Below are 12,454 nucleotides of genomic sequence, written 5' to 3'. Positions count from 1 at the left end.
CACCGGCCGATCCGGCGGTGACGAAACTTGGAAGGTGAGTCATGAAGTTTGACCGTCGTCAGATCCTGCTCGGAAGCGCCGGCGCCGCTGCCGGCCTGATGCTTCCGGACGTCGCCGCCTTCCTTCCAAGTGGCGCTGCCTGGGCGCAGACGCCGGCCAGCATCGGCACCTTTCCGGACGGCGTCACCGCGGACTCCGTGTTCGTCGGATTGACCATCCCGCTCACCGGCGTGTTCTCCGGCGACGGTGGCGACCTCAAGCTCGGCTACGAGCTTGCGATCGCGGAGATCAACGCCGGCAGTGACTCCGCGAAAAAATGGGGATTGCAGGGCAAGGGCGTGCTCGGCCGCCAGATCCGCTACAAGGTGTCGGATACCGAAGGCAAGCCCAATCTCGACGTGCAGAGCGCCACGCAATTCATCCAGCGCGACAAGGCGATCATGCTGGCCGGCTCGGTGTCGAGCGCCAGTGCGATTGCGCTGGAAGAGCTCGGCTCGCGCGAAAAAGTGCTCTACATGGTCGGTATTGCCGGCTCCAACGACATTACCGGCAAGAATTGTCAGCGCTACGGTTTCCGCTCGCAGCAGAACGCCTACATGGCCGCGAAGGCGCTCGCGCCCGTGGTCGCCAAGGCGCTCGGCAAGAGCATGAAGACCGCGTTCCTGGTGCCCGACTACACCTATGGTCACACGGTCTATGACAGCTTCGCAAAGTTCTCCAAGGAGCAGGGCTGGCAACAGGTCGCCAAGGAAGTGGTTCCGCTCGGCACCACCGACTATTCCTCGGCACTGCTCAACATCGCCAACAGCGGTGCCGACGTGTTCGTCAACATCGCCTTTGGCGCTGATGCGGTCGCCTCCACCAAGCAGGCCGAACAGTTCGGCGTGCTGAAGAAGATGAAGCTGGTGGTGCCCAACCTGTCCTCGTTCCAGGACAAGGAACTCGGCGCCGAGATCATGCAGGGCGTCTATGGCAGCTGCGATTTCTGGTGGACGCTGTCGGACCGGTATCCGCTTGCGAAGAGCTTCGTCGACGCCTTCATCGCCCAGAACAAATATCATCCGCGCTGGGGCGCCCATATCGGCTACATGCAGACCTATCTCTGGGCGCTCACCGTGGAGCGCGTGAAGAGCTTCAATCCGGTCGACATCATCAAGGCGATGGAGGCCTCAAAGGAGCAGCCCTACGAGACCACGATCGGCAAGGTCTATTTCCGCGCCGAGGATCACCAGATGGTGCGCCCGATCCCGATCCTGCGCGGCAAGGCGCCGGCCGAGATGAAGGGGCCGGAGGATTATTACGAGATCGTCGACGTCGCCGATGGCGAGAGCGTGATGAACCCGCCGGACCAGTTCGGCTGCAAGCTCGGCCCCTATACCTGAGCTGGCATGATGCCGAGCTGGCCCGCCCTCGCCTCGCAGGCCTTCAACGGCCTCGCCCTCGGTTCGCTGCTGGCGCTCGTCAGCAGCGGCCTGACCATCATCCTCGGCACGCTCGGCGTGCTGAATTTCGCGCATGGCGCGCTGTTCGCGGTCGGCGCTTACGCCGCCTTCGTCATGCTGCAATATACCCAATCGTTCCTGCTCGCGATCGCGGTCGGCTGCGGCTTCATGCTGGTGCTCGGCTTCCTGCTCGAGCGCATCATCATGCGCCTGTTCTACGACCGGCCGGATGAGGACCAGATCCTCGTCACCTACGGTATCGGCATCGTGCTGGTGGAATGCGTGCGCGCGACCTTCGGCGGCAATGCGCAGCGCGTGCCGACGCCGTCCTGGGGACAGGGCGCCACCCAGCTCGGCTTCCTGATCTATCCGACCTACCGGCTTCAACTGATTGCGTTCATCGCGATGCTGCTGGCCGGCCTTTATCTCGTGCTCTACCGGACCTCGATGGGCCTTGTGGTTCGCGCCGGCATCGAAAATCCGCGCATGGTCGGCATTCTCGGCATCAATCTGCGGCGGACCTTCATGCTGGTGTTCGCGATCGGCGTCGTCGCGGTCGGGCTTGCCGGCATGCTGTATGCGCCGGTCGTGGCGGTGACGCCGGACATGGGCGCGAACTTCATGGCGCAGTCCTTTGTCGTGATCGTGCTCGGCGGCCTCGGCTCGTTTCCGGGCGCGGTGGTCGGCGGCCTGATCGCCGGCGAGATCGTCAGCCTCACCAGCGCATTCAACTCGTCCTATTCGGAAGTGATGCTCTATGCGCTGATGGCGCTGTTGCTGGTGCTGCGGCCGCAGGGCCTGTTTGGCTCGGAAGGTCGGGTATGAGCAAGCCACGATCGGGCGGGCTGCGGAGCCAGCTTCCGGAGCTCGCGATTCTCATCACGCTGGTTGCGGCGCCAATCGTGCTGCCGCATCTCGGCTTTTCGGTCGACCTGCTGACGCGGGTCTTGAACTGGGGCCTGTTCGGACTCGGCTTCGACATCCTGTTTGGCCTCGCCGGCCTGCTGTCGTTCGGACAGGCCGCGTTCTACGGCGTCGGCGGCTTTGTGACCGCATATCTGCTGGTCTCCGGCGCGCTGACGAGCGTGTGGCTGGCGCTCGTCGCCGGCACGATCGCGGCGGGCGCATTCGGCCTCGTTGTCGGCTGGCTCGCAGTGCGCCGCATCGGCATCTACTTCACGATGATCACGCTGGCGTTCGGCCAGATGGCCTATTTCATCGAGAACTCGCCACTGTCGCACTACACCGGCGGCGAGAACGGCATTCCCGGCGTGCCGGTGCCTGTGCTCGGCTTCGGCGCGCACGCGATCCGCGTCAGTGCGGGCTGGCCGATGTATGTGCTGTTCGCACTGATCTTCTTCGGTGCTTACGTGCTGGCCCGCCGCATCGTGCGTTCGCCGGTCGGCGCCATCCTGCTCGCGATCAAGGAGAACACCGCGCGGGTCGCGATGCTCGGGCATAACGTGCCGGCCTACAAGCTCACCGCCTTCGTCATCGCCGCGCTCTATGCCGGGCTTGCCGGCGGCCTGCTCGGCTCGTTCCAGAGCTACATGCCGCCGGATGCGTTCTCGCTGGAAACGTCCGGCCAGCTCGTGGTCCAGACCATCGTCGGCGGCGCCAACACCCTGATCGGGCCGCTGGTCGGTGCCGCCGTGTGGCTCTGGCTGCGCGATAATCTCCAGCTCATTCCCGGCCTCACCACGCTCTGGAAGCTCGTGCTCGGCATCGCCTTCATCGTGCTGGTCGTGGGCTTGCGCCGCGGCATCTGCGGCGAGATCATCCATTGGTGGACCGAGCGGCAAATGCTCGGCGCGCGGCGGGCCGCAGAGGCTGTCACCGAGGCGATCGAGGCAAATGGAACCGCCGCGAAGCCGAGCCGGACGCACGATGCCGCCCTGCCGTTACCCTCACCCGCCACCCGCGACAGCGCCATTGCGCTGGAAGCCTGCGCACTGGCGCGGCACTATGGCGGCCTGAAAGCGGTCGACGGCGTCTCGTTCAAGGTGCGCTGCGGCTCCATTCACGCGGTGATCGGGCCGAACGGCGCCGGCAAGAGCACGCTGTTCAAGATGCTGCTCGACGAGGTCAGCCCGACCTCAGGGCATGTGCTGCTGTTCGGCTCGCAGGTCACCGGCTACGGCGTCAGCCGTGCCGCACAGTTCGGCATCGCCAAGTCGAACCAGCTCAACCAGCTGTTTCCGAACCTCCCGGTGCGGAAGAATTTGCGCATCGCCGCCCTCGCCCGTCAGCGCGGCCCGCTGCGCATCGACATCCTGCGAACCGCCGACAGCCTGCCGGAGGTCGAAGCGCAGATCGACGCGATCATGGCCCTGCTCGACCTCACCGCCCGCGCCGACACGCCGGCGCATATCCTCGCCTATGGCGAGAAGCGGCGGCTCGAGATCGGCATGGCGCTGGCCACGAGCCCAAAGGTACTGCTGCTCGACGAACCGCTCGCCGGCATGAGCCCGTCGGAGCGCGCCGCGACCTGCGCGCTGATCCGCGATATCGCACAGACCTGCACCATCCTCATCGTCGAGCACGATCTCGACGCGATCTTCGGCCTCGCCGAGCGTATCACCGTGCTTTACGAGGGACGCCTGTTGGCCGACGGCAGCGCAGACGAGATCCGCGGCAACCAGCAGGTCCAGAACGCCTATCTCGGAGGGCTTCACGCGCATGAGCCTGCTTGAAGTCGACCGCATCAACACGCTCTACGGCGATTCTCACGTGCTGTTCGACCTGTCGATCCGGGTCGAGGAAGGCGAGGTCATCGCGCTGCTCGGGCGCAACGGCGCCGGCAAGACCACGACGCTGCGCTCGATCATGGGCGTGCTGTCGCCGAGAAGCGGCGAGATCCGGCTCGACGGCAGGCCGATCAGTGGCCTTGCGCCATCCGCGATCGCCAATATGGGCGTACAGCTCGTACCGGAAGAGCGCGCGATCTTCGGCGGGCTGACGGTGGAAGAGAATTTGCGCATCGCCGCGCTGACCGCGCCGAATGCGTGGTCGTTTGAGCGCATCTACGGCGTGTTCCCGCGCCTGAAGGAGCGCCGCAAATCGCTCGGGCGCACGCTGTCGGGCGGCGAGCAGCAGATGCTGTCGATCGCGCGAGCGCTGATCCGTGACGCCCGCATCATCCTGCTCGACGAGCCATTCGAGGGACTGGCGCCGCTGATCGTGCGCGACCTCGTCAATGTCGCCGCCGGCCTCGCCCGCGAGGGCCGCACCATGATCGTGGTGGAACAGAACGTCGCCGCCGCGCTGAGCTTTGCCACCCGGGTCTACGGCCTCAACAACGGCCATGTGGTATTCGAGGGCACCTCGGCCGAGCTCACCGCCAATCCGGACCTTGCGCGGGATTTCCTCGGCGTCGGGGCATGAACGGCTGTTTCGAAAAATGCCTGCGATTTGGGTGAAATGACTGCCTTGCGACACCCGACGGCAAGATTTTTCTTATTTGGTCCAAACGGTTGCATCTCAGGGAAAGTTTATTCTACGTCATATTGCCCAACCGACGAGATAAACCTAGATTCCCCAGCCATGATTGATCCGCTCTACGTCGCCTCGGGATTTGGCGTTGGCCTGCTTGTCGGAATGACCGGCGTGGGTGGCGGTTCACTGATGACGCCGCTCCTGATCCTGCTGTTCGGCATCCACCCGACCACCGCCGTCGGCACCGACCTGCTCTATGCGGCTGCGACCAAGACCGGCGGCAGCGTGGTGCATGGCTGGTCGCGCAGCGTGCACTGGCCAGCAGTGCTGCGGCTTGCCTGCGGCAGCATCCCGGCGAGTGCGGTGACGCTGCTGGTGCTTTGGAAGCTCGATCTCAAAAGCGATTCCGAGCGCAATCTGGTCAATCTGGTGCTGTGCTTTGCGCTGATGCTGACGGCGATATCGCTGATCTTCCGCAAGTCGATCATGGAGCGCTATCGCCAGCGCCTGGAGCAGGTCGACGCGCGCGCCACCGCAATCGCGACGGTTGTCACCGGTGTCGTGCTCGGCGTGCTGGTCTCGATCTCGTCGGTCGGCGCCGGCGCGGTCGGCGTCACCGTGCTGCTGCTGCTCTACCCGCGCCTGCCGATGGCGACCATCGTCGGCTCCGACATCGCGCACGCCGTGCCGCTGACGCTGGTGGCCGGCACCGGGCATTGGCTGCTCGGCTCGGTCGACTGGCACCTGATGGGCGTTCTGCTGCTGGGCTCGCTGCCGGGCATCGTTCTCGGCAGCTACAGCGCGACACGGATGCCGGAGACGGTGCTCCGCGTGGCGCTCGCCAGCGTCCTCGTCGTGGTCGCCGGCAAGATCCTGTTCACGGAATTGAATTTGCAATCGGCAATCGTGACGGCGCTGGCCTGGAGTCACTAAACGAAAAACGGCGGGAGCTTGCCGCTCCCGCCGTTTGCGTCGCTCGCTGCGAAAACCTTACTCCGCCGTCCAGCCACCATCGATCGACAAATTAGTGCCGGTGATCTGCGCAGCATCGTCGCTGCACAGGAACAGCGCTAGCGCCGCGACCTGCTCGGAGGTGACGAACTCTTTGGTCGGCTGCGCGTCGAGCAGCACGTCGTTGATGACCTGCTCGCGGGTGAGGTTGCGCGCCTTCATCGTGTCGGGGATCTGCTTCTCCACCAGCGGGGTCCAGACATAGCCGGGGCTGATGCAGTTGCAGGTGATCTTGTTGGTCGCGACCTCGAGCGCCACGGTCTTGGTCAGACCGGCGATGCCGTGCTTGGCCGAGACGTAAGCCGACTTGAAGGGCGAGGCGACCAGCGAGTGAGCGGAGGCGGTGTTGATGATGCGGCCCCAGCCTTTCTTCTTCATGCCGGGCACCGCGGCGCGGATGGCATGGAAGGCCGAGGACAGGTTGATCGCGATGATCTGGTCCCACTTCTCGACCGGGAATTCCTCGATCGGCGAGACGAACTGGATGCCGGCATTGTTGACGAGGATGTCGACCGAGCCGAACGACTTCTCGCCGAGCGCGATCATCCCGGCGATCTCGGCGGGCTTGGTCATGTCGGCGGGCGAGTAGATCGCCTTCACGCCGAAATCGGACTCGATCTTGGAGCGCTCCTTCTCGATGTCCTCGGGGGAGCCGAAGCCGTTGATGACGACATTGGCACCCGCGGCAGCGAAGGCGCGCGCATAAGCGAGCCCGATGCCGCTGGTCGATCCGGTCACGACGGCGTTTTTGCCTGACAGACTACCCATATTATTCGCTCCTTTTTGCCGGGGTGACGTCCCCCGTGAGATCGTAGGTCACCATGGTCTCGTCGGACTGCGGCCGCTCGAGCCAGTCCTTGTGTCGCATCGACAGATGCACGTCGCGCACGCCGCTTTCCCAATGCTCGACCATGGCGACATGCGAGAAGTCGTAGTCCTTGGACGAGGATTCGTAGTTCTTGCTGCGATAGATCAGGTGCACCACCGTGACGGTGCTTTCGCGCGACGCCTTCGCAAGGTATTCGACCGACGGATCGTTCTTCAGGTAATCCGGCAATTTGCCGATCAGGTCCCGCACCGCCCTGCGGGCGTTGTGGATCTGCTTGTTCTTGTCGGTGTTCATCCGCGTACGACTGGAAAAGCGGATGTCCTTCTCACGCTCGGCGGCCTCGAGCAGTGACGTCGGCAAGTCGCCGCGGGCACTGAACAGATCGACCTGGAAGATCAGGAGATCGCGATCGACTTCCGCATCCAGCACATAGTCGAGGGGCGTGTTGGAGGCGATACCGCCATCCCAATAGCGCTCGCCGTCGATGATCACGGAGGGAAAGCCGGGCGGCAGCGCGCCGGAGGCCATGATGTGCTCGGGGCCGATCTTCTTGCCGAGCTTCTTGAACTCGTAATTGTCGAAATATTTGAAGTTGCCCGAGGCAACGCCGACGGCTCCGACCGAGAAGCGCGTCTTGAGGTCATTGATGCGGTCGAAATCGACCAGCCGCTCCAGTGTCTTCTTCAATGGCGCGGTGTCGTAATAGCTTTCCGCCTCGGGATGACCCGGCGGCCACATCGGCGCGGGCGGCACGCGCGGGACGAAGAAGCCGGGCACGCCGAAGGTCGCGATCAGCGCGGCACTGGTGGAGTTGAACAGCTCGCGGCTGTGGTCGCTCTTGCCGATCGGCTTCCACGGCACCGGCGCCGACACCATCTCCCAGAATTCCTTGAGCCGCTTGACGCGGGTGTGGCCCTCATTGCCGGCGATGATGGCGGCGTTGACCGCGCCGATCGAGATGCCTGCGACCCATTCGGGCTCGAAGCCATAGCCGCACAGGGCTTGGTAGGCCCCGGCTTGATAGGAGCCGAGCGCACCGCCGCCCTGCAGCACCAGGACACGTTGCGCATTCGCGGGGACACGGGCGACTTCCGGGCTATGATCTGTCATCAGGGAACAATAGCAAAAGGCGAGCCACCGTGGCGACAGTCTGCCGCGGCGTCAATGCATTCCGGGATCAAGTCTGGCTTATCGGGGGTCCGTTGACGCCAGGATCATGGTCCAGAACACCTTGTATTTGGTGCCCGGAGCATAGCTCGCCGCTATGCCCAATTTTGTGACACCGCTCTTGAGCATGTTGGCGCGGTGGGGCGGCGAGTCGCGCCAGCCGGAAAACGCTTCCGCCAGCGTGTGATAGCCGGCCGAAATGTTCTCGACCGCCACGGTTGCCGGATAGCCGCCTGCATTGAGGCGCTTGCCGAGCGGGGCGCGGACGTCATGGTCCATCTTGTTGGCGGCGGCCATGGCACCGGACTGGGATTCGGCGAGCTTCATCAGATCCGGATCGACGACGACGGCGCCGAGGCCGTTGTTCTGGCGGTACTGCGAGATCATGATCGCGGCGGCCGGCGCATCGAGCGTCGACCCCGGGACGGCCATATCGGCATACATCGATGGCTGCTGGACCGGCGCTTCATTGCCCGCACAGCCGGCAAGAAGCAAAGTCATGAGTATTGCGGCCGCAGCGCGCATATAGGGCCCCCGAATGAAGGGCCGTTGTTGCATACCAACCGTGGCTGAAAGGTGAATTTTGAGGAAAATCGACGCAAGTCGTTCCGGGGCGATGCGAAGCATCGAACCCGGAATCCCGGGCTTAGCCCGCAAATATGCGGTAGCGGCGTGGATTGAGGCCGACCGTGTCACCGGCCCGGAGTTCCTTGTCGCGGGGGGCGTCGATCTCGACGGTTTCGCCGCCTGACAAAGCGACCTCGGCCCGCTGGACCGGGCCGAAATTCCGCACATGCTGCACGGCGCCCTCGAAGGCGCCGCTGCCGGCCGGACCGACCAGCATGTCATGCCGCCGCACGAATAGTTTTGACGCGCCGGACACTAGGCCGTCTACTGCAAGATTGAGTGGGCGGTCGCCGAGCCTGATAACGCCGCCCTCGACCTGAACCGGCAGCTCGATGGACTCGCCGATAAAGCCGTGCACGAAGGCGGTCGCGGGACTCTCATAGACGTCGTCGGGCGAACCGATCTGCTCGATCCTGTCCTTGTCCATCACCACGACGCGGTTGGCGACTTCGAGCGCCTCCTCCTGGTCATGGGTGACGAAGATCGAGGTGACGTTGATCTCGTGGTGCAGCGAACGCAGCCATTTGCGCAGTTCCTTTCGCACCTTCGCGTCGAGCGCACCGAAGGGCTCGTCGAGCAGGAGAATGCGCGGCTCGATCGCGAGCGCTCGGGCCAGCGCAATGCGCTGGCGTTGGCCGCCGGAAAGCTGGCTCGGATAGCGGTCGGCGAGCCAGTCGAGCTGCACGAGATCGAGCAGCTCTTTGACGCGCGCACGGATCGTCGCCTCGTCTTTGCGAATCGCGCGCGGCTGGACGCGGAGGCCGAAGGCGACGTTCTCGAACACCGTCATGTGGCGGAACAGCGCGTAGTGCTGGAACACGAAGCCGACATGGCGTTCGCGCGCGCCTTGCGCCAGCGCGTCCTCGCCGTTGAAGGCGACTTCGCCGGAGTCGGGCCAGTCGAGACCGGCGATGATGCGCAAAAGCGTCGTCTTGCCGGAACCGGACGGCCCGAGCAGCGCCAGCAGCTCGCCGTCATTGACCTTGAGGTCGACGCCGTCGAGGGCTGCAAAACTGCCGAACTTCTTGACGAGATTTTTGACTTCAATGGTCAATTGCGTCCTGCCCTTCGTCCAGATGGCGTTCGAGAACGGTCTTTGCGATCAGCGTGATCAGCGCCAGCATCGCGAGCAGCGAGGCGATCGCGAAGGCGGCGACGAACTGGTACTCGTTGTAGAGAATCTCGACCAGCAGCGGCATGGTGTTGGTCTCGCCGCGGATGTGGCCGGAGACGACGGAGACCGCGCCGAACTCGCCCATCGCGCGCGCGTTACAGAGCAAGACGCCGTAGAGCACGCCCCATTTGATGTTGGGCAGCGTGACGCGGAAGAAGGTTTGCAAGCCGGAGGCGCCGAGCGAGATCGCGGCTTCCTCCTCCTGCGTGCCCTGCTCCTGCATCAGCGGGATCAGCGCGCGCGCCACAAAGGGGAAGGTGACGAAGGTTGTCGCGAGCGCAATGCCTGGCACCGCGAACAGGATCTGGACGTCGTGATCCCTGAGCCAACTGCCGAAATAGCCTTGCGCGCCGAACAACAGCACGAAGACAAGGCCCGAGATCACCGGGCTCACTGAAAACGGCAGGTCGATCAGCGTGACCAGGAAAGTCTTGCCCGGGAAGTCGAATTTTGCAACCGCCCACGCTGCAACGAGACCGAACACCAGATTGAGGCCGACCGGAATCGCCGCAACGACCAGCGTCAGCTTGATCGCCGCCAGCGCCTCTGGCTCGGCGAGCGCGGCGAAATAGGCCAGAACGCCTCGCGAGAACGCCTGCGCAAACACCAGGACAAGCGGCAGCACGACAAAGACGCTGAGGAAGACCACCGCCAGCGCAATGATGACGATGCGCACCGCCCGCGGCTCGGTGCGGAGGCTGTCGCGCGCGGCATGGGCACGCGCGCGCGCATCGCGCGAGGTCAGCGAGACGGATTCTGCGATCTGCATCGTCATCGTCCGCCCTCAGCGCGCCGGAATCCGGCTCTGCGCCCAGCGCTGGAGCCGGTTGACGGCAAAGATGATGACGAAGGACACGACGAGCATGACCACCGCGATGGCGGTCGCGTCGGCGTAGCGGAATTCGGAGAGACGGATCACGATCAGCAGCGGCGCGATCTCGGAGACGTTCGGCAAATTGCCGGCGATGAAGATGACCGAGCCGTATTCGCCGACCGCGCGCGCGAAGGCGAGCGCGAGACCCGTGAGCAGCGCCGGCGCGAGCGACGGCAGGATCACGCGAATGATGGTCTGCCAGCGGCTGGCGCCGAGGCTGCCCGCGGCTTCCTCGATTTCGGGATCGAGATCCTGGAGCACCGGCTGCACCGTGCGCACCACGAAGGGGATGCCAATGAAGATCATGGCGACGAAGATGCCGACCGGCGTGAATGCCACCTTGATGCCGAGCGCCGCAAGCGGCGCGCCCAGCCAGCCATTTTCGGCGAACAGCGCGGTCAGCGCGACCCCGGCAACAGCGGTCGGCAGCGCAAAGGGAACGTCGACAATAGCGTCGAACAGCCGCCGGCCGGGAAACCGGTAGCGCACCAGCGCCCAGACGATGATGCTGCCCATCACCAGATTGACGCAGGCCGCCGCGAAGGCGAGCCCGAAGGAGACGCGCAAGGCATTCAGGGTGCGGCGGCTGGAGATGATGGCCCAGAATTGCTCAGGGTTCAGCTCGAGCGATTTCAGGAACAGGCCGGCGAGCGGAATCAGGATGATGATGGACAACCAGGACAGCGTCAGTCCCATCGTGAGACCGAAGCCCGGCAATGTCCGTCGTCGTGCTGCAACTGCGCTCACCAGGCCCCCTGCTATAGCCTCCTGAGACGGCGCCCGATCAGTTCTTGTAGATCTGATCAAAGACGCCGCCGTCGGCAAAATGTTCCTTCTGCGCCTTGGTCCAGCCGCCAAAAACGTCGTCGATCGTGAACAGCTCGACCTTTGCGAAAGAGTTTTCGTGCTTTTTAGCAATCTCCGGATCGCGCGGACGATAGAAGTTACGTGCGGCGATTTCCTGACCCTCCTTGGTGTACCAGTACTGGAGATAGGCATCGGCGGCGTTGCGGGTGCCTTTTTTATCGGCAACCTTGTCCACGATCGTGACCGGCGGCTCGGCCAGGATCGACTGCGGCGGCGCCACGATCTCGAATTTCTCGGGGCCGAATTCCTTCAGCGCGAGATACGCCTCGTTCTCCCAGGCGAGCAGCACGTCGCCAACGCCGCGCTCGACAAAGGTCACGGTGGCGCCGCGCGCACCGGTATCGAGCACGGGCACCTGCTGATAGAGTTTTGCGATGAAGTCCTTGGCCTTGTCGGCTGATCCGTATTTCTTCTGCGCAAAGCCCCAGGCCGCGAGGTAATTCCAGCGCGCGCCGCCCGAGGTCTTCGGGTTCGGCGTGATCACGGCGACGCCGGGCTTGATCAGGTCGTCCCAGTCCTTGATGCCCTTCGGATTGCCCTTGCGGACCAGGAACACGATCGTCGAGGTGTAGGGTGATGAATTTTGCGGCAGACGCTTCTGCCAGTCGGCAGAGGTCAAGCCCTTGGCGGCGATGGCATCGATGTCGTAGGCGAGCGCGAGCGTCACCACATCGGCCTGCAAGCCGTCGATCACGGCGCGCGCCTGCGAGCCGCTGCCGCCATGCGACTGCTTGATCTCGACGCTCTTGCCGGTTTCTTTCTGATAGGCGTTCGAAAACGCCTTGTTGAACTCGACATAGAGTTCGCGCGTCGGATCGTACGACACGTTCAAAAGATTGATGTCAGCAGCGAGAGCCGAGCTTGCCAAGAGACCCGTGACGAGAAGTCCTACAGCGAGCGGAACGATACGGCGCATCATGTCCATCTCCATTCACTTCGGTGACGTCGGTGTCAGCGAAGGCGTGCAGACATAACTCGTGGCGAAACCCGCTCAAGTCAACGGAACCGGATTTTCTTGTTCGCGGCGT

12 protein-coding genes are annotated in these 12,454 nt (G+C 64.0%); 5 read left to right on the top strand and 7 right to left on the bottom strand.

What is annotated here, in order from left to right; translation table 11 throughout:
* Positions 1-41 precede the first annotated feature (41 nt).
* The 5 genes from IC761_RS05490 to IC761_RS05470 all read left to right on the top strand — a co-directional run bounded on the left by IC761_RS05490 (position 42) and on the right by IC761_RS05470 (position 5,810).
* Positions 42-1,382, top strand: a complete 1,341-nt coding sequence (locus IC761_RS05490; protein WP_195802271.1) for a substrate-binding protein — start codon at positions 42-44, stop codon at positions 1,380-1,382.
* A 9-nt stretch (positions 1,383-1,391) separates the two neighbouring features.
* The gene (locus tag IC761_RS05485; RefSeq protein WP_195804555.1) at positions 1,392-2,267 is read left to right on the top strand and encodes a branched-chain amino acid ABC transporter permease; all 876 of its coding nucleotides are present in this window, start codon (positions 1,392-1,394) and stop codon (positions 2,265-2,267) included.
* Positions 2,264-4,135: a branched-chain amino acid ABC transporter ATP-binding protein/permease gene (locus IC761_RS05480; protein ID WP_195802270.1), complete on the top strand. Its 1,872-nt coding sequence runs from the start codon at positions 2,264-2,266 to the stop codon at positions 4,133-4,135. The genes IC761_RS05485 and IC761_RS05480 overlap by 4 nt, the downstream gene beginning before the upstream one ends.
* Positions 4,122-4,826, top strand: a complete 705-nt coding sequence (locus IC761_RS05475) for an ABC transporter ATP-binding protein (RefSeq protein WP_195802269.1) — start codon at positions 4,122-4,124, stop codon at positions 4,824-4,826. The genes IC761_RS05480 and IC761_RS05475 overlap by 14 nt, the downstream gene beginning before the upstream one ends.
* Before the next feature lie 159 nt (positions 4,827-4,985).
* Complete coding sequence (locus IC761_RS05470) at positions 4,986-5,810, top strand: sulfite exporter TauE/SafE family protein (protein WP_195802268.1); 825 nt, start codon at positions 4,986-4,988, stop codon at positions 5,808-5,810.
* A gap of 57 nt (positions 5,811-5,867) precedes the next feature.
* Here IC761_RS05470 and IC761_RS05465 read toward each other — a convergent pair whose 3' ends face one another.
* From IC761_RS05465 to IC761_RS05435, 7 genes are all read right to left on the bottom strand, one after another.
* A complete protein-coding gene (locus tag IC761_RS05465; RefSeq protein ID WP_195802267.1) occupies positions 5,868-6,656 on the bottom strand; it encodes a 3-hydroxybutyrate dehydrogenase in 789 nt (262 codons plus the stop codon).
* 1 nt (position 6,657) lies between these two features.
* Complete coding sequence (locus IC761_RS05460; RefSeq protein WP_195802266.1) at positions 6,658-7,827, bottom strand: DUF3734 domain-containing protein; 1,170 nt, start codon at positions 7,825-7,827, stop codon at positions 6,658-6,660.
* Between the two features lie 78 nt (positions 7,828-7,905).
* A complete protein-coding gene (locus IC761_RS05455; RefSeq protein WP_195802265.1) occupies positions 7,906-8,409 on the bottom strand; it encodes a CAP domain-containing protein in 504 nt (167 codons plus the stop codon).
* A gap of 121 nt (positions 8,410-8,530) precedes the next feature.
* Positions 8,531-9,565 (bottom strand): sulfate/molybdate ABC transporter ATP-binding protein, encoded by a 1,035-nt coding sequence (locus IC761_RS05450; RefSeq protein ID WP_195802264.1) that lies wholly within the window; start codon positions 9,563-9,565, stop codon positions 8,531-8,533.
* Positions 9,555-10,460 carry a sulfate ABC transporter permease subunit CysW gene (gene cysW / locus IC761_RS05445; RefSeq protein ID WP_195802263.1) on the bottom strand — a complete coding sequence of 302 codons (906 nt, stop codon included), beginning with the start codon at positions 10,458-10,460 and terminating at the stop codon, positions 9,555-9,557. The genes IC761_RS05450 and cysW overlap by 11 nt, the downstream gene beginning before the upstream one ends.
* 9 nt (positions 10,461-10,469) lie before the next feature.
* The gene (cysT, locus tag IC761_RS05440; RefSeq protein ID WP_246791548.1) at positions 10,470-11,255 is read right to left on the bottom strand and encodes a sulfate ABC transporter permease subunit CysT; all 786 of its coding nucleotides are present in this window, start codon (positions 11,253-11,255) and stop codon (positions 10,470-10,472) included.
* A gap of 88 nt (positions 11,256-11,343) precedes the next feature.
* Positions 11,344-12,345, bottom strand: a complete 1,002-nt coding sequence (locus IC761_RS05435) for a sulfate ABC transporter substrate-binding protein (RefSeq protein WP_195802261.1) — start codon at positions 12,343-12,345, stop codon at positions 11,344-11,346.
* Positions 12,346-12,454 lie beyond the last annotated feature (109 nt).

Source organism: Bradyrhizobium commune (assembly GCF_015624505.1).
In the GTDB taxonomy this organism is placed as follows: Bacteria; Pseudomonadota; Alphaproteobacteria; order Rhizobiales; family Xanthobacteraceae; genus Bradyrhizobium; species Bradyrhizobium commune.
The sequence above is the reverse complement of the archived record's forward strand: the minus strand, read 5'-3'. Positions and strand labels throughout refer to the sequence as shown.

Excerpts from the sequence above, each read along its gene's own strand:
- IC761_RS05435 (WP_195802261.1), bottom strand. The coding sequence starts at position 12,345 with ATGATGCGCCGTATCGTTCCGCTCGCTGTAGGACTTCTCGTCACGGGT.
- IC761_RS05490 (WP_195802271.1), top strand. The coding sequence starts at position 42 with ATGAAGTTTGACCGTCGTCAGATCCTGCTCGGAAGCGCCGGCGCCGCT.
- IC761_RS05460 (WP_195802266.1), bottom strand. The coding sequence starts at position 7,827 with ATGACAGATCATAGCCCGGAAGTCGCCCGTGTCCCCGCGAATGCGCAA.
- IC761_RS05480 (WP_195802270.1), top strand. The coding sequence starts at position 2,264 with ATGAGCAAGCCACGATCGGGCGGGCTGCGGAGCCAGCTTCCGGAGCTC.
- cysT (WP_246791548.1), bottom strand. The coding sequence starts at position 11,255 with ATGGGACTGACGCTGTCCTGGTTGTCCATCATCATCCTGATTCCGCTC.
- IC761_RS05455 (WP_195802265.1), bottom strand. The coding sequence starts at position 8,409 with ATGCGCGCTGCGGCCGCAATACTCATGACTTTGCTTCTTGCCGGCTGT.
- IC761_RS05485 (WP_195804555.1), top strand. The coding sequence starts at position 1,392 with ATGCCGAGCTGGCCCGCCCTCGCCTCGCAGGCCTTCAACGGCCTCGCC.
- IC761_RS05470 (WP_195802268.1), top strand. The coding sequence starts at position 4,986 with ATGATTGATCCGCTCTACGTCGCCTCGGGATTTGGCGTTGGCCTGCTT.
- IC761_RS05475 (WP_195802269.1), top strand. The coding sequence starts at position 4,122 with ATGAGCCTGCTTGAAGTCGACCGCATCAACACGCTCTACGGCGATTCT.
- cysW (WP_195802263.1), bottom strand. The coding sequence starts at position 10,460 with ATGACGATGCAGATCGCAGAATCCGTCTCGCTGACCTCGCGCGATGCG.
- IC761_RS05465 (WP_195802267.1), bottom strand. The coding sequence starts at position 6,656 with ATGGGTAGTCTGTCAGGCAAAAACGCCGTCGTGACCGGATCGACCAGC.